Annotated in this window: 21 protein-coding genes; 16 read left to right on the plus strand and 5 right to left on the minus strand. The window is 67.7% G+C overall.

Features of this window, described 5'->3' with window-relative positions; all coding sequences use genetic code 11:
* Nucleotides 1-29: 29 nt before the first annotated feature.
* Both AC06FB_RS03955 and AC06FB_RS03960 read left to right on the plus strand, forming a co-directional pair.
* Nucleotides 30-1,382, plus strand: a complete 1,353-nt coding sequence (locus AC06FB_RS03955; protein WP_478053406.1) for a hypothetical protein — start codon at nt 30-32, stop codon at nt 1,380-1,382.
* 9 nt (nt 1,383-1,391) lie between these two features.
* Nucleotides 1,392-3,470 (plus strand): gluconolaconase, encoded by a 2,079-nt coding sequence (locus AC06FB_RS03960; protein WP_478053407.1) that lies wholly within the window; start codon nt 1,392-1,394, stop codon nt 3,468-3,470.
* Here AC06FB_RS03960 and AC06FB_RS03965 read toward each other — a convergent pair.
* Nucleotides 3,448-3,852, minus strand: coding sequence for a YciI family protein (locus tag AC06FB_RS03965; protein WP_478053408.1), 405 nt, complete (start codon nt 3,850-3,852; stop codon nt 3,448-3,450). The two genes, AC06FB_RS03960 and AC06FB_RS03965, sit on opposite strands and share 23 nt — an antisense overlap.
* A gap of 180 nt (nt 3,853-4,032) precedes the next feature.
* On the opposite strand from AC06FB_RS03965, the gene AC06FB_RS03970 reads away from it, so the two are divergent.
* The 9 genes from AC06FB_RS03970 (at nt 4,033) to AC06FB_RS04010 (ending at nt 11,330) form a co-directional block, all read left to right on the plus strand.
* Nucleotides 4,033-4,446 carry a YciI family protein gene (locus AC06FB_RS03970; RefSeq protein WP_053518842.1) on the plus strand — a complete coding sequence of 138 codons (414 nt, stop codon included), beginning with the start codon at nt 4,033-4,035 and terminating at the stop codon, nt 4,444-4,446.
* A gap of 51 nt (nt 4,447-4,497) precedes the next feature.
* The gene (locus AC06FB_RS03975) at nt 4,498-4,920 is read left to right on the plus strand and encodes a VOC family protein (RefSeq protein WP_164151011.1); all 423 of its coding nucleotides are present in this window, start codon (nt 4,498-4,500) and stop codon (nt 4,918-4,920) included.
* Between the two features lie 38 nt (nt 4,921-4,958).
* Nucleotides 4,959-5,369, plus strand: coding sequence for a VOC family protein (locus AC06FB_RS03980; protein ID WP_065175394.1), 411 nt, complete (start codon nt 4,959-4,961; stop codon nt 5,367-5,369).
* Between the two features lie 30 nt (nt 5,370-5,399).
* Nucleotides 5,400-5,756 (plus strand): DUF1428 domain-containing protein, encoded by a 357-nt coding sequence (locus tag AC06FB_RS03985; RefSeq protein ID WP_074901992.1) that lies wholly within the window; start codon nt 5,400-5,402, stop codon nt 5,754-5,756.
* 45 nt (nt 5,757-5,801) lie between these two features.
* Nucleotides 5,802-7,070 (plus strand): RNA polymerase sigma factor, encoded by a 1,269-nt coding sequence (locus AC06FB_RS03990; RefSeq protein ID WP_053518849.1) that lies wholly within the window; start codon nt 5,802-5,804, stop codon nt 7,068-7,070.
* Between the two features lie 54 nt (nt 7,071-7,124).
* Nucleotides 7,125-8,774, plus strand: a complete 1,650-nt coding sequence (locus tag AC06FB_RS03995; RefSeq protein WP_053518851.1) for a M28 family metallopeptidase — start codon at nt 7,125-7,127, stop codon at nt 8,772-8,774.
* A 159-nt stretch (nt 8,775-8,933) separates the two neighbouring features.
* Nucleotides 8,934-10,196, plus strand: coding sequence for a sensor histidine kinase (locus AC06FB_RS04000; protein WP_053518853.1), 1,263 nt, complete (start codon nt 8,934-8,936; stop codon nt 10,194-10,196).
* Entirely contained in the window at nt 10,186-10,953 is a 768-nt protein-coding gene (locus AC06FB_RS04005) for a LytR/AlgR family response regulator transcription factor (RefSeq protein WP_053518856.1), read from the plus strand. Before AC06FB_RS04000 ends, AC06FB_RS04005 begins: the two co-directional genes overlap by 11 nt.
* A 32-nt stretch (nt 10,954-10,985) precedes the next feature.
* A complete protein-coding gene (locus AC06FB_RS04010; protein WP_262100743.1) occupies nt 10,986-11,330 on the plus strand; it encodes a hypothetical protein in 345 nt (114 codons plus the stop codon).
* 39 nt (nt 11,331-11,369) lie between these two features.
* Here the strand turns inward: AC06FB_RS04010 and AC06FB_RS04015 are convergent, their stop codons facing one another.
* Nucleotides 11,370-11,984 carry a hypothetical protein gene (locus AC06FB_RS04015; RefSeq protein ID WP_053518857.1) on the minus strand — a complete coding sequence of 205 codons (615 nt, stop codon included), beginning with the start codon at nt 11,982-11,984 and terminating at the stop codon, nt 11,370-11,372.
* A 330-nt stretch (nt 11,985-12,314) separates the two neighbouring features.
* The gene (locus AC06FB_RS04020; RefSeq protein ID WP_478053409.1) at nt 12,315-14,426 is read right to left on the minus strand and encodes a M13 family metallopeptidase; all 2,112 of its coding nucleotides are present in this window, start codon (nt 14,424-14,426) and stop codon (nt 12,315-12,317) included.
* Nucleotides 14,427-14,713: 287 nt separating this feature from the next.
* Between AC06FB_RS04020 and AC06FB_RS04025 the strand changes: the two genes are divergently transcribed.
* Nucleotides 14,714-17,665 carry a bifunctional diguanylate cyclase/phosphodiesterase gene (locus AC06FB_RS04025; protein ID WP_239519757.1) on the plus strand — a complete coding sequence of 984 codons (2,952 nt, stop codon included), beginning with the start codon at nt 14,714-14,716 and terminating at the stop codon, nt 17,663-17,665.
* Between the two features lie 66 nt (nt 17,666-17,731).
* Here AC06FB_RS04025 and AC06FB_RS04030 read toward each other — a convergent pair whose 3' ends face one another.
* The gene (locus AC06FB_RS04030; RefSeq protein ID WP_065182533.1) at nt 17,732-18,613 is read right to left on the minus strand and encodes a LysR family transcriptional regulator; all 882 of its coding nucleotides are present in this window, start codon (nt 18,611-18,613) and stop codon (nt 17,732-17,734) included.
* A gap of 95 nt (nt 18,614-18,708) precedes the next feature.
* Between AC06FB_RS04030 and AC06FB_RS04035 the strand changes: the two genes are divergently transcribed.
* From AC06FB_RS04035 to AC06FB_RS04045, 3 genes are all read left to right on the plus strand, one after another.
* Nucleotides 18,709-19,119 carry a DoxX family protein gene (locus tag AC06FB_RS04035; protein ID WP_053520277.1) on the plus strand — a complete coding sequence of 137 codons (411 nt, stop codon included), beginning with the start codon at nt 18,709-18,711 and terminating at the stop codon, nt 19,117-19,119.
* A 31-nt stretch (nt 19,120-19,150) separates the two neighbouring features.
* A complete protein-coding gene (locus AC06FB_RS04040) occupies nt 19,151-19,939 on the plus strand; it encodes a dioxygenase family protein (RefSeq protein WP_065182531.1) in 789 nt (262 codons plus the stop codon).
* Between the two features lie 115 nt (nt 19,940-20,054).
* A complete protein-coding gene (locus AC06FB_RS04045) occupies nt 20,055-21,698 on the plus strand; it encodes a Na+/H+ antiporter (protein ID WP_053520275.1) in 1,644 nt (547 codons plus the stop codon).
* Between the two features lie 62 nt (nt 21,699-21,760).
* Here AC06FB_RS04045 and AC06FB_RS04050 read toward each other — a convergent pair whose 3' ends face one another.
* Nucleotides 21,761-22,009 carry a DUF3297 family protein gene (locus AC06FB_RS04050; RefSeq protein ID WP_053520274.1) on the minus strand — a complete coding sequence of 83 codons (249 nt, stop codon included), beginning with the start codon at nt 22,007-22,009 and terminating at the stop codon, nt 21,761-21,763.
* An 89-nt stretch (nt 22,010-22,098) separates the two neighbouring features.
* Between AC06FB_RS04050 and AC06FB_RS04055 the strand changes: the two genes are divergently transcribed.
* Nucleotides 22,099-22,641: a DUF6630 family protein gene (locus AC06FB_RS04055; protein WP_053520273.1), complete on the plus strand. Its 543-nt coding sequence runs from the start codon at nt 22,099-22,101 to the stop codon at nt 22,639-22,641.
* The last annotated feature ends 31 nt before the right edge of the window (nt 22,642-22,672 follow it).

Here is a 22,672-nt window from a genome sequence, read left to right on the forward strand (position 1 = left end):
TGCAGCATCGAATCCACAGGGGGATGTGCATGAAGCCTATCAGGAGCGTGGTCGCGGCATTGTTGTTCGCGATCGCATGCAATGGCTGTGCCAGCAAGAACGTGTTGTATCGCGATGCCGAACGACGACAGGACGCAACCGCGCTGTTCCTGGACCGTGAGGGCAGTCTCTACCCCGCAGCCAGCGTGGCGGTGCCGGTGCAGCAGATGCTGGAAGGGGCACGCCCGTCGTCGGCGGAGTTCGCGACGCTCCGGCATCTCTACCAGCAGTCGGCGGTGCCAGGTGCTGCCTCGGCAGCGGCGTGGCGCAGCCTGCTTGCCGATACCGGGGTGACGCCCGACGCCGCCTTCACCGACACCTGGCAGCAGATCCAGCAGGTGCTGCGTGCGCGCGCCTCGCAGCAGCTGGATCGTGCGGCGGAGGACGGCCGTGTGGTGGTGCTGCTGGTGCACGGCTACAACAACGACTACCGCGAGGCAGCCGCCTGGTACGAACGGGTGGAGCGTGATTTCCGCGAGCGCGGGGCGGCCAGCGGGCAGACGTTGTCATTCGTGCGCGTGTACTGGGATGGCATGCATGGCAACGCGTTCCTGATCTGGGGCGCCGCCCAGCTCAACGGGCCCTACGTGGGACTGGAGCTGCGCAGGGTGCTGGCGGGTGTGGACAACACGGACATGCCGTTGCGGGTGTTCACCCACAGCTCGGGTGCGTACGTGATGAACAACGCATTGGGCAACGGCTCTTCTCCGCTGCGCGGCATGCAGGACGCTTACTACCGTCGCGCTGCCGGTCTGGATGGCTATGGATTCCCGCCGCTGCGCAACCTGCGCATGGCGATGCTGGTACCGGCGCAGCCGCCGACGGCGATGGCCAACTACCATCATCCGCGCCTGGAGCAGACCTTCGGCACGATCCCCGACCGGTTGATCCTGGGCCTGAGCCGGCACGATTTCGCCACCGGCAAGGGCCGCCGGCTGGGGTCGTGCAGGATGGCGGGCAACACCTGCATGGCCACCCACATCCGCTATTCCTGCGCAGCGGTACGGCGCGACCTGCGCAGCAGCGAATCGCACGGGCGAAAGCAGGTGTGGGCCGTCGCGTTTCCGCAGCCCGCGCTGAAATCGCATCCACATCCGGTAGCGTCCTACATGCAGGATGGCGACTGGAAGCTGTTCGCCGACGCGCTGCTGCTCGACACCGCGCTGGAGCCGGCCAACCAGGCTGCGCTGTGCGAGCGGAGGGTAGGGCCGCTGAAGCACAGCGATGCCTGGCCTGACGAAATCAAAGTGCGCGCTGCAACAGCACCCGAGCGTGCGGCTGAGGCCGATGCGGGTTGGCATGGGTGGAACTACTGGCTAAGTTCGTCGCTCCCCGTTGAATGATGGAACACGATGGCGCGGCGATACTGGATGGCGGCGGTTGCGGTGGCAACCGCCGGTGCATTGGCAGCGACCTTCTGGCTGCCGGACGAACCCCACCCCGACACACCTGCGGGACCAGCGCCGACGCCGCTGGCATGGACCGCGCAGATCGAACTGCTGGCCGGTGATGGCCATCCGGGCGATCGGGATGGCGCCTCCGCGCAGGCGCGCTTCGCCGACCCCTACGCGCTGCTGCGGCTGGCCGATGGCAGCGTCTACTTCACCGATGGCGGCGACAACAACCGCATCCGCCGCCGCCTGCCCGATGGCCGCGTCGAGACCGTGGCCGGGCAGGGCGAAGGTCGCGTCGATGGCCCGGCACTGCAGGCACGCTTCCACACGCCGTCCGGCATCGCCGCCGATGCACAGGGCAATCTGTACGTGGCCGACACCGGCAACCATGCGATCCGCCGCATTGGCGTCGATGGCCAGGTGACCACGGTGGCCGGCGGCGAGCAGGGATACGCCGACGGTCCCGGCGCGCAGGCACGTTTCGATGCACCGATGGGTATTGCGGTGGATGCGCAGGGTCAGATCTACGTGGCCGATACCTGGAACGACCGGATCCGGGTGATCGGCACCGACGGCAGTGTGCGCACCCTCGCCGGGGGCGATCGGCCTGGTTTCATCGACGCGGCAGGAGGCGAGGCGCGGTTCGATACACCGGTGGCGTTGGCCTTCGACGCGCACGGGGTCCTGCTGGTGGCGGATCTGTTCAACAACGCGGTGCGTCGTGTCGGTGCCGATGGCACGGTCAGAACGTGGGTCGGCAGTGGCGGGGTCATCAACGGGCCGCTGTCGCTGGCCGCGACCCATGATGGCGTGCTGTACGTGGGCGACCTTGAGGGACGCGTGGTGCAGGTCACCGCACAGGGCCACCAGATCGCACTGGTGGGCAATGACCGACTGCCGCGGCTGGCGCGCCCCAGCGGCCTGGCGCTGGATGCGGATGGCAGCCTGCTGGTGGCCGACGCGGCCGGATACCGGCTGCATCGGCTGCGGCCGCTGCCGGTGGGCGAGCTTCCGGCCCCTGCGCTGGTTGGACCCGCCGCTGATGCAGCGCTGCCGGACACGGCCGGGCGCTGGCCGCTGGCACCGCAGGAGGGCTGGCACGAAGTGGTCGGCACGCTGGGTGAGGTGCGGGGCAATTTCAGGGGTGAGAGCCGGCACCATCTGCACGGCGGCTTCGATGTGCGCGGCGATGTCGGCCAGACCGTGCTGGCCATTGCCGAGGGCAAGATCAGCAGCCCGGTGGCCAGCTGGAGCCTGGGCGGGCAGGGCGAAGGGCTGGCGGTGGACCGGCTGAAGTACATCCACATGCGGGTGGGCCGCACGCCGCGCGGGGAACCGTTCGACGCGCGCTGGCAGGCGCTGTATGACGACCAGGGCGCGCTGGAACGCATCCGCGTGCGCCGGGGCACGCGCATCCACGTGGGCGATCGCCTGGGCAGCATCAACAGCCAGGCGCACGTGCATCTGGCGGTGGGCACCAGCGGCTTTGAAACCAACGCGGTCGCGCTGGGGTTCCGCAACTTCGCCGATCACTTCGCGCCGCGCATCACCGATGTGGCGCTGCTGGACGCCAACGACCAACCGATGACGGCGGGGAGCGACGGCAGCGTGATGGTCGCGCGGCAGGGACGGGGCGTGCAGATCGTGGTCGAGGCCTGGGACCAGGTCGACAACAACCTGGCCCGGCGCAGGCTGGGCGCGTACCAGGTGGGCTACCAGATCCTGGATGCGGCCGGTCGGCCGCTGCAGGGCTACGAGCAGCCGCGCTGGAACATCGTGTTCAACCGCATGCCGCCGCAGAATGCCGCCGTAAAGGTTGCCTACGCACCGGACAGCGGCATCACGGTGCACGGCAGCGCCGTCACCCGTTTCCGCTACCTGGTCACCAACACCGTGCGCGATGGCCTGATGGAGACCGGTCGCTGGCAGCCGGCAGCCCTGCCGCCGGGGGACTACATCGTGCGTGCCAGCGTGCGCGACTACAGCGGCAACGAGGGCATTGGCAAGCGCGAGGTCAGAGTACGGCTGCTGCCATAGCGGGCGGGGCGCCGCAGCGCTCACGCTCGGCGTCCATGTCCTCCAGCGGGCGCACTTCGATGCTGCCGAACCGTGCCCACGGGAACTCGCGCGCGATGCGCATCGCCTCGTCACGGTCGCGCGCGACAATGAGATTGAAGCCGGCCAGCAGTTCGCGGGTTTCGGCGAACGGGCCATCCAGCACCCGGCTCTGGCCGTCGCGGACGCGCAGGGTCTGCGCGGTATCCACCGGCTGAAGTTTCTGCGCCAGCAGCAGCGTGCCTTCGGCCTGCAGCCTGTCGGCGTGGGCCAGGCAGTCGCGCATCAAGGTGTTGAACGCCTCGGTCGGCAGGGCCTGCAGCAAGGCAGGTTCGATGTAGATCAGAAGCAGGTACTGCTGCATGGCGCGATCCTGGCGGGGCGGACCTGCATGATCGCGCAGGTTTGCGCCGGGGCATGTTGCAGCGCGGGAGACCGGTGCCCGATGCCCCCCAAAAAAAAACTTTCAGAATTTGTCGATTCCCCGTCCCCTCGTTCGTTGTAACAGTGAAGGGCGCGCACCTGCGCCCCACGGGAGACCCACATGAAAGTCATGGTGATCGTCAAAGCCAACGCCGATTCCGAAGCCGGACGCCTGCCCAGCGAGCAGGAGCTGACGGCCATGGGCGCCTACAACGAACAGCTGGTTGCCGCCGGCATCATGCTGGCCGGTGAAGGCCTGCATGCCACCGCGCGTGGCCGCCGCATTCACTTCGGCGGCGCTGGACCGCAGGTCGAGAGCGGCCCGTTCGCGCCCGTCGCCGACCAGATCGCAGGCTTCTGGCTGTGGAATGTCCGCTCGCTCGACGAGGCTGTGGAATGGGCCAGCCGCGCCCCCTTTGGCAGTGGTGGCACGCTCGAGGTGCGCCCGCTGATCTCCGCCGAAGACTTCGGCGAAGCCTTCACCCCCGAATTACAGCAGCAGGAACAGCGTCTGCGCGAGCAGCTCGAAGGCTGAGCCCCGCCGCACCGCGAACACTCGACATCTTCAACCGAACGGAGCACCCCGATGAAACTGATTCCCTTCCTTGGCTTCAGCGGCCAGGCCCACGAGGCGATGGCCTTCTACGCCAAGGCCCTGGGTGGCCAGGTCACCTCGGAAATGAAGTACCGCGACATGCCCCCCTCCGACGGCTCGCCGGGGTGCAACGAGATGCCGGCCGACACCCTTGACCACGTGGCCCACAGCCAGCTGGAAATCGGCAGTGCCATCCTGATGGCCGCCGACGGCCCCGGTGCCGGCGACGGTGGCTCGACCACCATCAATGTCGATGTCGACAGCATCGAGGAGGCCGAGCGCGTGTTCGCCGCGCTGGCCGATGGGGGCCAGGTGCAGATGCCGATCGCCGAGACGTTCTGGGCGCACCGCTGGGGCATGTTGACCGATCGCTACGGCAAGCCGTGGATGGTCAACTGCATGAAGCAGCCCTGATCGCCCGCCTTCTTTCCATTTCCCAGGGAACCTGAGCAATGAGCACACCGCAACCGCAGATGATCTTCGTCAACCTGCCCGTGCAGGATCTGGACAAGTCCAAGGCCTTTTTCGCCGCACTGGGCTACCACTTCAACCCGGCGTTCACCGATGAGAACGCGGCCTGCATGGTGGTCAGCGACAGCATCTTCGTGATGCTGCTGGTCAAGCCGTTCTTCCAGCAGTTCACCACCAAGGCGATCGCCGACGCGCAGGCGCAGACCGAGGTGATCACCTGCCTGTCCGCCGACAGCCGCAACGCAGTGGACGTGATGGTGGACAAGGCACTTGCCGCCGGTGCCACTGAACCGCAGCCGGCGCGCGACTATGGTTTCATGTACCAGCGTGGCTTCCAGGACCTGGACGGACATCTCTGGGAAATCGCCCACATGGACGGCGAGCCGGGCTGAGCGGCCACGCCCGACGACAGGAGAACGCTCATGGCTTACGTCGATGCCTATGTGCTGCCGTGCCCCGAGGACAAGGTCGCGGCCTACCGCCGCCTTGCCCGCAAGGCCGGTGCGGTGTGGAAGGATCACGGTGCGCTTCAGTACATGGAATGCGTGGCCGACGACGTGGAACCCGGCACGTCGACCTCGTTCCCGCGTGCGGTGAAGGCCAAGCCGGGCGAGACCGTGATCGTGGCCTTCGTGGTGTTCCGGTCGCGTGCTGCACGTGACCGCATCAACGCGAAGGTGATGGCCGATCCGCGCCTGGCCGATATCGGCCCGAAGGACATGCCGTTCGATACCCGGCGGATGTTCTGGGGCGGTTTCAGGCCCATCGTCGAAGCGTGACTGCCGGTGCTTGTGCGGCGGGAACGTGCATGCTGTGATCGGCGCATGCACGAGCCCGCCCTGACCCAGCGCCTGGAGACTCTCTGGCGGATGGAATCGCCAGTGTTGATCGCGCGCCTGGCGCGGCTGCTCGGCGGTGATGTTGGCCGTGCCGAGGAACTGGCCCAGGACACCTGGCTGGCCGCGCTGGAGCGTTGGCCGGAGCAGGGCATCCCGGACAATCCTGGAGCCTGGCTGATGACCACTGCGCGCAACCGGGCCATCGATGTACTGCGCCAGCACCAGCGGGTGGCGCAGCAGCATGCGCAGTGGGGCGAGGCACTGCATCCGGCCGCGCTGCCGGCACCGGACGACAGCACCGCGCTGGAAGACGATCTTGGCGACGATCTGCTGCGCCTGATGTTCGTGGCGTGCCATCCGGTACTGCCCGCGGACGCGCGCGTGGCGCTGACCCTGCGCCTGCTCGGCGGGCTGACCACGAGCGAGATCGCGCGCGCGTTCCTGCAGCCGGAACCGACCATCGCCCAGCGCGTGGTGCGCGCCAAGCGCACGCTCGCGCAGAAGCAGGTGCCCTATGAAGTGCCGCGTGCCGAAGCGTTGCCCGCGCGCCTGGCCTCCGTGCTGGAAGCGATCTACCTGGTGTTCAACGAAGGCTACGCCGCCAGTGCCGGCGATGACTGGATGCGACCAGCGCTGTGCGAGGAGGCGCTTCGCCTGGCGCGCATTCTCGCCCACCGCATGCCGGCCGCCGCCGTGCTGGGACTGCTGGCACTGATGGAACTGCAGGCCTCGCGCGCCGCGGCGCGGGTGGATGCGCAGGGCCGGCCGGTGCTGCTGGACCAGCAGAACCGCGCACGCTGGGACTGGCTGCAGATCGAACGCGGGCGGCAGGCGCTGGCGCGCGCGCTGTCGGCCGGCGGTAGCGACGATCCCTACGTGCTGCAGGCCTGCATTGCCGAGTGCCACGCAACGGCGCGCCAGGCCGACCAGACCGATTGGGCGCGCATCGCCGGGCTGTATTCGCGGCTGCTGCAGATCCAGCCTTCGCCTGTGGTGGCGTTGAACCGGGTGGTGGCCATCCTGCGCAGTGAGGGCGCGTTCGCTGCCTGGGCGCATCTGCAGCCGCTGCTCTCCGATGACCGTCTGCGTGACTACGCACCGTTGCAGGTCGTCCGTGGTGAAGTGCTGCAGCACCTGGGTCGGGTCGAAGACGCCCGGCAGGCGTTCCAGGCCGCTGCCGCGCTCACCGACAACGTGCGCGAACGCGATCACCTGCTGGCGCGGGCCCATCCGACAGTGCCAAAAGCGCCTTAAATCCGTCGGGCCCCTTTTGTACACTCGGCTGGGATTTCCCTGCTGGAGAGAGCGATGAAGCGAGTAGCACTGGGCGTGCTGGCCCTGTCGGTGTCGGGCGCGCTGATGGCGGCCACGCCGAAATTCGATGGCGCGCGGATTTCCGCCGACGTGAAGGAGCTGGCCTCGGACGCCTATGAGGGCCGTTCGCCGGCCACTGCGGGCGAAGCGAAGACCATCGCCTACCTGAGCAAGCAGTTTGCCGACGCCGGCCTGCAGCCGGGTGGCGACCTGAAGGATGGCAAGCGCCTGTGGACCCAGGCCGTGCCGCTGCGCAAGGGCGACATCGTGGGTACGCCGCAGCTGGCCCTGCATCAGGGTGACAGGACCATCGCGCTGGAGCAGGGCAAGCAGATCGCCGTGCGCGCGGCGATGAACGGCGCCAGCACGGTGGACATCAGCAAGGCGCCGCTGGTCTTCCTCGGCTACGGCGTGAAGGCCCCGGAGCGCAACTGGGACGACTTCAAGGGCGTGGACCTGAAGGGCAAGATCGCGGTCGTGCTGATCAACGACCCGGACTTCGAGACCGGCAAGGGCGACTTCGACGGCAAGGGCATGACCTGGTACGGCCGCTGGCCCTACAAGTACGAGGAAGGCGCACGCCAGGGCGCGCTGGGCGTGCTGATCGTGCATGAGACCGCACCGGCCTCGTACGGCTGGGCCACGGTCGCCGGCTCCAACACCAACACCATGTTCGATGTGGTGCGCGACAACCCGGCCGACAGTCACCCTCTGCTGGAAGGCTGGATCCAGCGCGACCTGGCCGTGGACCTGTTCCGCGCGGCCGGCCAGGATTTCGAGGCACTGAAGAAAAAGGCGCAGCAGCGCGACTTCACGCCGGTCACGCTGACCGGCGCCAGCCTGGACGCGAAGTATGCGGTGAAGACCGAAGTGATCACCTCGCACAACGTGGCGGCGCGGCTGGAAGGCAGCAGCCACCCGGACGAGACCGTGATCTACAGCGCCCACTGGGACCACATCGGCGTGGGCGAGCCCGATGCCCGCGGCGACCGCATCTTCAACGGTGCGCTGGACAATGCCAGTGGCACCGCTTCGCTGATCGAACTGGCCCGTGGCTTCGCCAAGGGCAAGCAGCCGCAGCGCTCGCTGCTGTTCCTGGCGGTCACCGCCGAAGAAAAGGGCCTGCTGGGTTCGGAGTACTACGCGACCCATCCGTTGTATCCGCTGGAGAAGACCGTGGCGGTGATCAACATGGATGGCATGGCGCCGTTCGGCCCCTCGCGCGACTTCGGCATCTACGGTGCCGCGCGCTTCGAGCTGCTGGACCAGCTGAAAGAGGTGGCCAAGGGCTGGGACATCCGCTATACGCCCGATCCGAAGCCGGAAGCGGGCCTGTTCTTCCGCTCTGACCATTTCCCGTTCGCCAAGCGCGGCGTGCCGGCGCTGTCCTGGTCGGCCGGACAGGACTGGGTGGACGGGGGTGTGGCTGCTGGCAGGAAGGCGTCGGAGGACTACACCGCCAAGCGCTACCACCAGCAGGGCGACGAGTGGCAGCCCGACTGGGTGTTCGCCGGCGCCGCCCGCGACCTGGAGGTGCTGTACACCCTGGGCAACCAGCTGGCGAACTCGCGCAGCTGGCCGAACTGGAGCAAGGACGAGTCGTTCCGCGCCGTGCGTGACGAAAGCGCGGGGCAGCGGAAGTAAGGGAAGGCGGGGCGCTGCCCCGCCCCCCGGTAGCGCCGGGCCACGCCCGGCGTTTCCGTGAGGGGTTCCATCGCGGCTTTCCCGCACTTCGTCGCAGGCCGCTTGTCTGCCCGGCAGGCCGCCCTATGCTCGGCTTACCCCTTTCACCAAGGCGCCGCCGTGTTCGCCAGCCTCACTCTCATTTTCCGTCATCTGTTGGCCTGGGCCGCGGCGCTGGTCGTGGCCGGCATGGTCTGGAGCGGCATCTTCAGCGGCATGAACGATGGCCCGGGCTGGATCTTCGGCCTGCTGGCGATGTTCCTGATGATTACCGCGCTGGGCAGTGCGATCAGCCATGTGCGCCGGGTCTGGCTGGTGGCCGGGCGCCTGGACGCGAGCACGCTGTCCGGGCGCCAGCGTCGGCAGGTGGAACTGCCGATGGATGCCGGCCAGGCCTTTGCCGTGGTCGAGGCGGCCGTGGCCGAGCTGCCCCGGGTAGAGGACGTGGAAAGCGCGGCCGGCAGCCTGCAGGTGCGCGCCTACGTGCGCCGCGTCGACCCCTGGAACGGCCGCCAGCCCTCGCGCTGGAACCTGCCCGCGCGGCTGGCGATCAAGCGCAACGGCGTGCTGGCCACGGTCACGCCCGGGCAGGGCACCAGTACCGTCACCCTGCTGTTCGAGCCCGATGCGGGCTGGTGGGCCGATCTGCTGGCGCTGGACGAAGGCAGCAACTACGAGAATGCCGAAGCGGTCACCCGTGCGATCAGCCGTCGGGTGGCCGACCAGCGCCGCACCGAGCAGGCCGCCGCGGAGCAGACCCAGGTGGAAAAGGAGCTGTCGGTGGCGCGCCTGAACCTGCTGCACGCGCAGGTCGAGCCGCACTTCCTGTACAACACGCTGGCCAATGCCCAGGTGCTGACCCGCACCGATCCGGCGCGGGCCGAGCAGATGCTGGGACACCTGATCCAGTACCTGCGCAGTTCGTTGCCGCAGGTGGACGAATCGATGTCGACCCTCGGCGTGGAGCTGGAGCGTACCCGCGCGTACCTGGAGATCCTGCGGATCCGCATGGGCGCAAGGCTCGCGGTGGAGGTGCAGGTGCCGCCGGAACTGCATGCGGTGAAGCTGCCGGCGATGGCGCTGCAGACGCTGGTCGAGAACGCGATCAAGCACGGCCTGGAGCCCAAGCCCGGAGGTGGAACGATCTGGATCCTGGCGCGCGGCTTCGACGACCACGTGACGGTGACCGTGGCCGATGATGGGCTCGGCTTCAGCCAAGGCACCACCAGTGGCACCGGCATCGGCCTGAAGAACCTGCGCGAGCGGCTGCGCCTGACCTGCGGCGAGCAGTCCGGCGTAGCGATCGTCGCCAATTTCCCCAGCGGCGTTGCTGCGACCATGACATTGCCGCCATCCAGCAAGGAGCGCAGCCATGCCGCTTGAAGCCCTGATTGCCGAGGACGAGGAACTGCTGCGGCAGTCGCTGGTGGACCAGCTGCGCCGGCTGTGGCCGGAGCTGAAGCTGGTGGCCGAGTGCGAAGACGGCGCCAGTGCACTGGAGCAGCTGGCCGAGAAGCAGCCGGACATCGCGTTCCTCGACATCCGCATGCCGGGCATCACCGGCATCGAGGTCGCGCGTGCACTGTCCGAGCTCAGCCCGCGCACGCAGGTGGTGTTCGTCACCGCCTACGACCAGTACGCCATCGATGCCTTCGAACAGGGTGCGATGGACTACCTGCTCAAGCCGGTCAGCGATGAGCGCCTGCTGGCCACGCGCGAGCGCATCCTGGCGCGGTTGCCCTCCACGCGCCACGATGATGCGGTGCTGGAACGCCTGCTGCAGCGTCTGGGACCGGGACAGAACGGTGACCGCCCGCCGCTGGCGTGGATCACCGCCAGCAATGGCCGCGAGACCCAGCTGATCATGCTGGAGGACGTGGTCTACTTCCGCGCGGACAACAAGTACACCACCGTGATCACCGCGGCCGGCGAGAGCCTGCTGCGCACCCCGCTGCGCGAACTGCTGGAAGTGCTCGATCCGCAGCACTTCCGCCAGATCCACCGCTCGACCATCGTCAACATGAAATCGGTCGCCGCGGTCAGCCGCGACGATACCGGGCGCGGTGTGCTGCGCCTGCGCCAGCGGCCGGAAACGCTGGTGGTCAGCCAGCCCTTCATGAGCCTGTTCCGGGGCATGTAGCCGCGACGTTGCATCTGCCCCGAGGAATGACCATGCCCCGTCTGCTGCTTGTGTGTGCTGTGCTGCTGGCACTGGCCGGCTGCGAAAAATCCAGCAATTCCTCGATTACCCGCGCGCGCGCCAACGGCGTGGACACGCTGTACAGCAAGGGCACCGTCGTTGATGGTCAGGCGCGGTTCCAATGCATCGCCAGCAGCAGTGGCAGGTGCCACTATCTCTTGCTGGACCCGGCCTGCAGCACCGAGGCCACCTGCGCCACGCCGCCCCTGCGGCGTTTTTCGGTGGCCGTAGGCCAAACTGAAACCATGCGAGGCCTGCCCGAGGGCTTCCACCAATGCGTCAGCCAGGACCCGATAGAACAATGCCACCGTGAGTGATCACGGTGGCATTGTGGACCCCCCCGTTTTCCGCAAGGGTCAGTAGGCAGGCTGCAGCGTCAGTTCGTGATGGTGTTCGGTTTCGCCTACATGGTTCAGCCGCCCGACCAGTTCGGAGTGCTGCTTCATCCGTCCGATCTCGGTCATGATGCGGATGTCCTCGTGGCGCAGCTCGCGCCTGGCGGTGACCGCCTGCTTGTAGTCCAGCACTTCCGGGTAGTGCTCGGCCAGGTCCAGCGCCTCGGCCACATGCTCGACGCTGTCGGCCTTGGAACTGATGCGGGCCCGGCTGTTGAAGGCTTTCATCCAGCGCTCGAACCCGGCCTGCTGGTCGAACATGTTGGCCATGAACCAGATCACGAACAGGATCGAGACCCATGAGCCGAACACGATCACCACGCGGGTGAAGGTGATATGGAAGTCGTCACGCCACAGGTAGTTGGCGATCAGGCCCAGAATCACCAGCGACGCCGCCTGCCAGCCGATGATGGAGGCGATCAGCCACTGGCACTTGGCCTGGGCCAGCACCGCCACTTCATCGCGGATCTGCTGCTCGCTGAGATTGCGCCAGTGCGCGACCTGTTTGTCGAACGGGCTGCTGTAGAGCTCGTTGTCGCGAAGCAGAATTCCCAAACCCTTGAACAAAGCAATCATGGCTGGCTCCTTGTGGAACGTGCGTCGATCAGCGTTGGACGGTGTGGCGGGTTCAGTTCTAGCACTTCCAGCGAGCGGTGCAATGGGCGGAACGCCAAGCGGCGTAAGGGTCTTGTCCGGCCGGGTGAAGTTTTGTGCGATGCAGCACAGTGCCCGCAGCCTGCGACAGGATGTCGCAGGGTGAAACGTGCTGCGGGCGCACATGAAACCGGGGATGAGCAGGGATCCCGGCGATCGGCGTCGTCTTCGGCCTGAATCGGCACCGACCGCGCAGCCCGCTGGGCCGGTGCGGAGGAAAACGGGCGCCTCGCGGCGCCCGTTTCCCACATCTCACCAGACTTTGACCCGCTTGTCGGGGGCCAGGTACAGCTTCTGGCCCTCCTTCACATCGAACGCCGGGTACCAGGCGTCGATGTTGCGCACGGTGAGCGCGCGGAACTGGCCCGGCGCGTGCACGTCGGTCAGCAGCGAATTGCGCAGCGCCTGCTCGCGGCTCTTGCTGCGCCATGCCTGGGCGAAGCCGAGGAAGAAGCGCTGGTCCGGGGTGAAGCCTTCCAGGGTCTGGCCCGGCTTGCCCTGCAGCGACAGCTGGTAGGCGTCGTACGCCGTTCCGAGACCTGCGACGTCGGCGATGTTCTCGCCCAGCGTCAGCTTGCCGTTGACGTGCACGCCGGGGAACGGCTCGTAACTGCTGAACTGGGCCGCGAGCGCGTCGCCGGCGGCGTTGAACTGCTTCAGGTCCTCGGCGGTCCACCAGTTGTGCAGCTTGCCGGTCTCGTCGAACAGCGCGCCGGCATTGTCGAACCCGTGGCTGATCTCATGGCCGATCACCGCACCGATCGCACCGTAGTTCACCGCATCATCGGCGGCCCCATCGAAGAACGGCGGCTGCAGGATCGCGGCCGGGAACACCAGGCGGTTCTCCAGCGGCACGTTCATCGCGTTGATGGTCTGCGGCAGCATCGCCCACTCACCGTGGTCGACCGGCTTGCCCAGCTTGGCGATGTTGCGCTGGTACTCGAACAGTTCGGCGCGCTGTGCATTGCCCAGCGGATCGTCGCGGCGGATTTCCAGACCGCTGTAATCGCGCCATTTTTCCGGATACCCCATGCCCACGGTCAGGCCGGCCACCTTTGCCTTGGCGCTGGCCTTGGTCTGCGGCGACATCCACGACAGCGCGTCGATGCGCCTGGCGAACGCGGCGATGATGTTCTTCGCCATTTCGTCCGCGCGCTCCTTGGTCCTGGCGTCGAAGTGCTTCTCGACATAGCGCTTGCCGATGGCCTCACCGACGGCGTGGTTGGCATCATCCACCGCGCGCTTCCAGCGATCGCTCTGCTGTGGCGTGCCGCTCAGCGCGGTGCCGTGGAAGGCGAAGCGGGCATCGGCGAACTTCTTCGGCAGGTACGCCGCGGCGCGATCCAGCGCATGGAAGGCCAGGTAATCCTTCCAGACCTCCAGCGGCTCGGTGGCCACCAGCCTGGACAGGCCGGCCACCGCCCTGGGCTGCCAGACGATGAAGTCCTGCTGCTTGCCCAGTGCCGCGGCATCGAGGAAGGCGGTCCAGTCCATGCCCGGGGCCTTGGCGTTGAAGTCAGCCTGGGTCCAGGGGTTGGCACCCTTGGTCACGTCGTTGGTTTCTTCCTGGGTGGCGTGCGCCTGCGCGATCTTCGTTTCCAGCGCAACGATGCGCTGCGCCTTGCCGGCCGGGTCGGCGCTGCCGGCCAGCTGCAGGAGCTGCGCGATATAGGCCTGGTACTGCTTGCGCAGTTCGGCCATGCGGCCGTCGCCCAGATAGAAGTCGCGGTCGGGCATGCCAAGTCCGCCCTGCACCAGATACGGCGCGGTGCGGTCCGGCTGCAGCAGATCGACCGAGACCCACAGGCCGAACAGGCGGTCGGTGTAGAAGTTGGTGGCATTGAGCAGGTCGACATCGGCGCGCATGTCGCCGCCCAGCGCGCGGGCCAGGCCGGCCTTGTCAGTGATCGCATCGATCGCCTTCAGCTGCGGCTGCACCGGTGCGATACCGCGCTGCTCGATGCCGGCCTCATCCATGAAGGCGGCGTAGTAATCGCCGATCAGCTTGTCCTCGCCGCTGGCCTGGGCATTGCCGGCAGCGCCTTCGAGGATGGCGCGGGTGTCGGCCTGGGTCTTCTCCGCGATGACGTTGAAGCTGCCGAAGCGCGAGCGGTCGGCGGGGATCTCGGTGTTCTTCACCCAGGTGCCATTGGCGAAGCCGAAGAAATCGTCGCCGGCGGCGATGCTGCGATCCATGCCGCTGGCATCGAAGCCGAAGCTGCCCAGCATCGGCTTGGCGGCTGCGGGGGCGGATGCGGCCGGCGCGGCGGTACTGGCCGCCGGATCGGCGGCGCGGTCGCAGGCGGCCAGGGACAGGCTGGCAGCAATGGCCAGTGCCAGGGTGGGACGGCGCAGCTTGGACATGGACTTCTCTTGCGGCGGGAAAACGCCAAGTCTAATCCGCTCCGATGCAATGGGTCGCACCGTTGTGGCGCAAGGCTGTGCACGATCTGGCTGAACGCGGTGCGGCGATCTTCACGCCGTCACCGCCGTGGTGCATGCTGCATGCCGGACCCCTGCGCGGACGCAGGGCGGTGATCCGGCGTGGCGGGCCCGGCGGTCAAGAATGGCAGTCGCCGGCCGCTGAGGTCGGGGATGTGGAGGAATCGTTCGCGCATGAAGCCAGCCGACTGGACAGGGAACACCCACCGATGCCCGCGCTGAGACGCGCGTTGGCCCGGCCACTGCGCGCCATCACCTGGGGCGGGGTGGTGCTGGGCGTGCTGCTGGTGGCCGGTCTGGCGATGATGCTGGTCAATGACCACCATCGGCGGTTGGAAGCGGCGCAGCGGCAGAGCCGGGCACTGGCGGTCGGCAGCGAGCGCCTGCTGGCATTGCAGCTGCGCAATCTGGAGCGGGCGATGGGCGGCATTTCCGCCGACGCCGCCGAGCTGTTCCGGAGCGTGCCGGCACAGGCACCGCGGCTGCTCGATGCGGCCGTGGCCGGCGTGCTGCAACGGCACGCCGAGCTGCACAGCATCGTGGTGCTCGACAGCTACGGACGTGCGCTGACCGCGGGCCAGGGCGACCTGCAGCTGCCCCTGTGGACCGATCCGCAACGGCGCGGCCCTGGCAGTGCGCTGTACATCGGGCCGCCGCAGCGGGGCAGCGATGATGGCTGGGTGGTGCCGCTGGCGCTGCCGCTGGACGACGACCGCTGGCTGCTGGCGCGCCTGCGCTGCGGCGAACTGCAGCGCATCATCGGCGGGCTGGACGTGGGCCCGAACGGCCTGGTGTCGATCAGTGATGCCGAAGGCTACATGTTGGCGCGCGTGCCCGATCCGCATGGCACGGTCGGACACCGCTACGAGCTGCCCGGGCGCGATCTGCTCGGCAGGCAGGCGGTGATCGAACTGGGGAACATGCCCGGCGTGGTTGACGGCGTGCCGCGCATCACCACCATCAGTACGCTGGAACGCAATCCGCTGGCGGTGCAGGTCGGCCTGGCCGAAAAGGACGTGCTGGCGCCGTGGTGGCCCTACCTGCAGGCATCGGTGGCCATCGTGCTGGTCTATGTGGCCGTGCTGCTGGTGCTGTTGTTCGCCGTCCGGCGAACGATCCGCCGGCAGCAATCGATGGCCGAGGAACTGCAGGCCGGCAATGCGGAACTGCGGCTGGCCCACCAGGTCGGGCGGGTCTGCACCTGGTATGTCGATGAGGACGCTGCACTGCTGCGCTGGTCACCGCTGGCACGCGAGATCTTCGGCGTACAGACCGACGCGCTGCCGGTGGCCGATTTCTTTGCCCGGGTGCACCGCGATGATGCCGCTCGGCTGCAGAAGGCGTTTGACCAGGCATTTGCCGGCAACGCGGTGATGGATGAGGTATTCCGCCTGGTGCTGCCGGGGGGTGCGGTGCGCTGGGTCGGCGCGCGGGGCCAGCGCGTGCCGGTGGCCGATCGCCAGCGGCGCATGATCGGCGCGCTCACCGATCTCAGCGAGCGGTATCAGGCCCGTGAACAGATGAACCAGGTCGAACGGCGCTTCCGCCTGCTGTTCGACCGCAATCCTGCGCCGTTCTGGGTGTTCGATCCGGACACGCTGCGCTTCATCGAGGTCAACGATGCGGCCGTGAGGCAGTACGGCTACAGCCGTGAGGAATTCCTCACCATGAGCATCCTCGACATCCGGCCGCGGGAAGGGTGGGACGAGGTCAAGGGAGCCATCGCGCGGGCGCGCGTGGGCGACCTTCCCGATGCTGCCGTGCGCCTGCACCGGCGCAAGGATGGCAGTGTGTTCGAAGTGCGCGCGCATTTGTCCCGGCTGGATTTCGATGGCCAGCCGGCCTGCCTGGTACTGGCCGAGGATGTCAGCGAGCGGATGGCCTATGAGCGCGACCTGGCTTACCAGGCGCGGCACAACCCGGCGACCGGGCTGCTCAACGTGCGCGCGCTGACCGAGCAGCTGGATGCCCAGGCGGAGGGCTATACCATCGCCTTCGTGCAGCTGCGTGGCCTGCAGCTGGTGGCCGACACGCTGGGCCGGGAGATCGGCGATGCGGTGCTGCAGTCGATGGCCTCGCGCCTGGCTGTGCTGGCGGCACGTTACGGCGCGCTGGCCTTCCAGCCGGCGGAAGATTTCGTGTTCGCCATCGGCGCCGCGCATGACACCCGGCGCGTACTCGACGATCTGCTGCAGATCGTGTCGGCACCGATGCGTGGCAAGGATTCGCTGCACCAGTTCGAGCCGCGCATCGGCGTGGCGGTGCACACGGCAGATGATGGCCACAGCGCCGAGCAGGTGATCGGCATGGCGGCACAGGCGGCGCACGCCGCGCGCGCCGAAGGGGATGTGGTGGCCTGGTTCGACGCTGCGGTGACCACGCGCCTGGCTGATCGCCTGCGCCTGGCCGGGCGCATCCATGCGGCGATCGACAGCGAGTTCCAGCTGTACTTCCAGCCGATCCGGCACGCCAGCGACGGCAGTCCGGCGGCACTGGAGGCATTGCTGCGCTGGCCGCAGGCCGATGGCAGCTTCATTCCTCCCAACGAGTTCATCCAGCTGTGCGAGGACACCGGCCTGATCCTGGCCCTGGGGCGCTGGGTGATCCGTGCGGCGGCCCAGGCGCAGCGGCGCCTGGTGGAGGCGGGTTGGGGCGATCTGCCGATCGCGGTGAACGTGTCGGCCGTGCAGTTCTTCAACAGCGACCTGGTGGCCGAGTTCACCCGTGCCCAGCAGGACTTCGGCCTGGCCCGCGGCGCGCTGCATGTGGAGCTGACCGAGAGCAGCCTGATGCGCAAGCCGGCGCAGGCGATGCAGACCATGCAGCGCCTGCACGAGCAGGGCATCTGCGTGTCGCTGGATGATTTCGGTACCGGCTACTCCAGCATGTCCTACCTGCAGCACCTGCCGCTGGACATCCTCAAGATCGACCGCAGCTTCGTCGCCGACGTGGAGACCAATCCGCGCAACGCATCGATCTGCAGGGCGTTGCTGTCGCTGGGCCACAGCATGGGCCTGACCATCATTGCCGAAGGCGTGGAAACGCCGGGGCAGCTCGACTGGCTGGCCGCGCACGGTTGCGACCAGGTGCAGGGCTACCTGCTGGGACGTCCGGCCCCTCTGGAGCGGATCATCGGCATGCTGGACGAGGTCGCTGTCTAGCCCATGTTGCGGCTCGCCGGGCACGGCCTTGCGCCCGCGTGTCACGGGTGTTGTCCAGTGGCGCGGTCAGATCCCGGCCTCCACCAGGTAATCGATGAAGCTGCGCACCTTCGGCGCCAGGTGGCTGCGACTGGTGTAGACGGCGAAGATGCCGATCGGCGCCGCTTCCCAGTCCGGCAGGATGCGCACCAGGCGGCCGTCGGCCAGCGCCTCCTGGAGCAGGAAATCCGGTTGCAGGATCACGCCCATGCCAGCAATGGCCGCCTCGCGCAGCACGTCGCCGTTGTTGGCGCGCAGCACGCTGTTCACCGTGACCTGGACGTCGCCTCCGGGGCCGTGCAGTGGCCACTGGTCGCCGCCGGCCCAGTAGCTGTAGCCCAGGCATGCGTGATCCTGCAGTGCCTGCGGCGTGGCCGGCGTGCCGTGCGCAGCCAGGTAGGAGGGCGCCGCGCACAGACTGATCCGCGATTCGCCCAGGCGACGCGCGATCAACGTGGGCCCGGGCTCGCGGGTGATGCGGATGGCCACGTCGTAGCCTTCTTCGACCATGTCCACCAGGCGGTCGGACAGGGCCAGGTCCAGTTCCACCTGCGGGAACCGCTCGCGGAAGCCGGCCAGCAGCGGGCCGAGACGGGCGATGCCCCAGCTGACCGGCGCATTGATGCGCAGCAGGCCGGACGGTTCCAGTGCCTGTGCGCCGATGCTGGCCTCCAGTGCGTCGAACTCCGCCAGCAGGCGCACGCACTGCGCGTAGTAGGCGGCGCCGGCACTGGTCGGGCTGACCCGGCGGGTGGTGCGGTGGAGCAGCCGCGTCGACAGGCGCTTCTCAAGCGCCGCAACCTGCCGGGTGACGCCGGCGGTGGACAGATCCAGTGCCTGGGCGGCCGCACTGAAGCCATTGCGCTCGACCACGGCCACGAACACACGCATGGCGTCCAAAGTGTCCATTGTTGCGCCTTATGAAATAAATACGGTCGAATCATCGTATTTATCGGCATCGGTCGGCGCAATAAGCTGTGCTTCTTCCCTTTCGAGGCCCCGCCATGACGACCTCTGCTGCTTCCGCTCCCCCGCTGGCGCCCTATGGGGCGACGCTGCTACGCCTGGCCCTCGGCGTCCTGTTCCTGATCCATGGGCTGACCAAGCTGCTGGTGTTCACCCCGGCCGGCACCGCGGCGTTCTTCGAGTCGCTCGGTCTGCCGGGTGTGTTGGGTTACCTCACCCTCGCGGCAGAACTGGTGATTTCCGCAGCCCTGCTGCTCGGAATCTACGCGCGCTGGGTCGGGCTGGCCGGTGTGCCCCTGTTGCTGGGCACCATCGTCACCGTGCACGGCGCGAACGGCTTCGGCTTTGCCAATGCCGGCGGTGGCTGGGAGTACCCGGCCTTCTGGGCGCTGGCGCTGGTGGTGCTGTTCCTGGTCGGTGACGGCCGCTGGACCCTGCGTTCGCGTTGAGCGCTGGCTGATACTGCAAACGGAGAATTCCATGTCCCGCCTGCCTTCGCTGTACATCTCGCACGGTTCCCCGATGACTGCGCTGCAGCCGGGCGAGGTGGGCGTGCGTCTGGCCGAACTGGCCCGCGACCTGCCCACGCCGCGCGCCATCGTCATCGCCTCGGCCCACTGGCTGGGGCGGCAGCCGTTGGTCGGCGCCCACCCACAACCGCCGACCGTCCATGACTTCGGCGGCTTCCCGCGCGCGCTGTTTGAACTGCAGTACCCGGCACCGGGCGATCCTGCGCTGGCCGAAGACGTAGCCGGGCGCATCGCCGCGGCGGGCCTGCCGGTGGCCATCGATACCCAGCGTGGTCTCGACCACGGCGCCTGGGTGCCGCTGCGCCTGCTGCGTCCGCAGGCCGACATTCCCGTGGTGCCGGTATCGATCCAGCCGTTGCTGGGGCCTGCGCACCAGTTTGCGCTGGGCCGCGCGCTGGCACCTCTGCGCGAACAGGGTGTGCTGCTGGTCGGCTCGGGCAGCATCACCCACAACCTGCACGACTGGGGCGACTACCAGGACGGCAAGGAAGCGCCCTATGTGCGGCCGTTCATCGAGTGGGTAGAGCAGCGGCTGGCGGCCGATGATCGCCCGGCGCTGTTGGACTACCGCCGGCAGGCACCGTTCGCCGAACGCGCCCATCCCACCGATGAACACCTGTTGCCGCTGTTCTTCGCGATGGGTGCGGCCGGTGACGACCGCTTCGGCGCACGTCGCATCGATGCCGGCGTCGATGGCGGCTTCCTGGCGATGGACATCTACCGCTTCGACGGGGCATGAGCCTGTGCTGACGCAGCATCGCTGCGGTTGTCGCAGCCGCGGTCGCCTGTGGTAGTTTTTTCCGGGTTTCCGGCGCTGGCTTCATGCCCCCCGCGCGCCGCTTCCTGGAAGAAGCATGCATACCATTGAAGTCGTGCTGGCGATGCTGGTGGCGGTCGTCGCCAGCGGATACCTCGTCCGCGTCCTGCCGTTCTCACTGCCGCTGCCACTGGTGCAGATCGGTCTGGGCGCGGTCATTGCGGGCGTGTTCAACCGCGGCCATGCGCTGGAGCCGGAAGTGTTCTTCCTGCTGTTCCTGCCGCCCCTGCTGTTCCTTGACGGCTGGCGCATCCCCAAGCAGGGCCTGTTCCGCGACAAGGGCGCGATTCTCGAGCTGGCGTTCGGCCTGGTGGTGTTCACCGTCATCGGCGCCGGCCTGCTGATCCACTGGATGATCCCGGTGATGCCGCTGGCGGTGTGCTTCGCGCTGGCGGCGATTGTTTCGCCGACCGATCCGGTGGCCGTTGGAGCGATCGCCTCCAAGGCCCCCATTCCCAAGCGGCTGATGCACATCCTCGAGGGCGAATCACTGCTCAACGACGCCTCCGGTCTGGTCTGCTTCCGCTTCGCGGTGGCGGCGGTGATGACCGGTACCTTCTCGCTGGCCACCGCTTCGCTGACCTTCCTGTGGGTGGCGGTGGCGGGCCTGGCGGTGGGCGTGGCGGTGACGCTGGGCGTGTCGACCTTCCAGCGTTGGTTGTGGCGCCGTTTCGGTGAAGAGCCGGGTGCGGCAATGCTGGTCAACCTGCTGATCCCGTTCGCGGCCTACCTGCTGGCCGAAGAGATCAATGCCTCGGGCATCCTCGCGGCGGTCGCGGCCGGCATCTCGATGAGCTACGTGGAAATGACCGGCCGTGTTTCCGGCAGCATGCGCGTGCAGCGCGCGGGCGTGTGGAACATGCTGCAGTTCAGCTTCAACGGCATCATGTTCGTGCTGCTGGGCGAGCAGTTGCCGGGCATCGTCGAGCGTGCAACCACCACGATGAACGAGACCGGTCACCAGAGCGCGTGGTGGCTGCTGGTGTACGTGCTGGTGATCAATGCCAGCCTGATCGCCCTGCGCCTGCTGTGGGTGTGGCTGTCACTGCGCTGGAACCTGCTGCGTGCGCGTCGGCGTGGCCTGGAGCGGGGCGAGGCGCCGAACTGGCGCATCGTGGTGGCCACCTCGGTGGCGGGCGTGCGCGGTGCGATCACCCTGGCCGGCGTGCTGACGCTGCCACTGTTCCTGCCCGATGGCAGCCCGTTCCCCGCACGCGACCTGGTGATCTTCCTGGCTGCAGCGGTGATCCTGTTCTCGCTGGTCGGCGCCAGCGTGGCGCTGCCGCAGCTGCTGAAGGGCCTGCAGTTGCCGGCCGACTCCGGTGAGCGCAAGGAAGAGGATCTGGCCCGCCGGTTGTCCTCGAAGGCGGCGCTGGCCGGGGTGGAGCGCAAGCGGCAGCAGCTGGTGCTGAACCAGAACACCGAGAACGTGCAGTTGTACAACGACGCGGCCTCGCGGGTCAGCCTGCTGTATCAGCGGCACCTGGATCGCGAGAACCCTGACGTGGATCCGGAGAAGGTGAAGCGGATGGAGGAGGGCTATCGCCAGTTGCGCAGCGCCGGCCTCACTGCCGAGCGCGAGGAACTGTTCCGCCTCACCCGGCGCGGAGTGATCTCCGACGAGATCTCGAGGCGCCTGATCCGCAACCTGGATCTGCTGGAGTCGCGCAAGCGCGAGTGACCGGCCCTGTGCATCGGGGTCAGATCCCTTTCCCGCGGAAAGGGATCTGACCCCGGGCTCCGTCAGGCCGGCTTCTGGTCGAGGAAGTAGGCCTCGACCTTGCCTTTGACCTTGATCGTCATCGGGTTGCCGCGACGGTCACGGGCCTTGCCGGCCTGCACGCGGATCCAGCCTTCGCTGACCGAGTATTCCTCGACGTTGTCGCGCTCGACGTCGTTGAAGCGCACGCCGACGCCGCGCTCCAGCGCCTGCGCATCATGGAAGGGGCTGGCCGGATTGATCGCCAGGTGGTCGGGAGGGGTATCGCTCATCGCATCATTCACAGTGACGGCCACCAAGGCCGGCTTCAGCGATACAGGATAAACCGTAGAATGCCGGCCTGCCCCGAGGAGTTCCCGCCATGCCCGACAACAGCGACTACTTCGACTTCGAGGAGGACGTCCATGATTTCGACGAGGATGGCTTCGAAGCGCGGGTCTGGAACCTGCTGGTACTGATCAACCCGGGCGACGAGGAACTGGCGCTGCAGCAGTTCAACCGCTGGCGCGAGCTGCTGGCCGAAGCCGGCGAACCGCTGGAAGCAGACGCCGATTGGCTGCCGCCACTGCTGTCCGCGATCGGTTGGCAATCCGGCTTCGAGGTGGAGCGGGATGACCTGGAAACGCTGATATCGGCGGTGAACGAGCTGTCCGCGCGCTTCAACCTGCAGCTTGACTGGGGCGGCGACCTGGACGATGAGGATTTCACCGAAGACCTGGATGGCGTGCAGCTGATGTCCACCGCCTTCGACCGCCTGCGCGAGCACAACTACACGCTGTGGAGCGTGGATGCCGGCAGCGCGGGTTTCACCGGCTGGATGGCACTGACCCGTGACGACGACGCCATGCTGGCGCTGTGCTCGCTGCTGAACGTGGAAATCCGCCTGGGCAGCGACCCGTTCTGAGCGTCATCCCGGTTCGCCGGGCCATGCCCGG

It is taken from the genome of Stenotrophomonas sp. Steno-C15 (assembly GCF_056393265.1).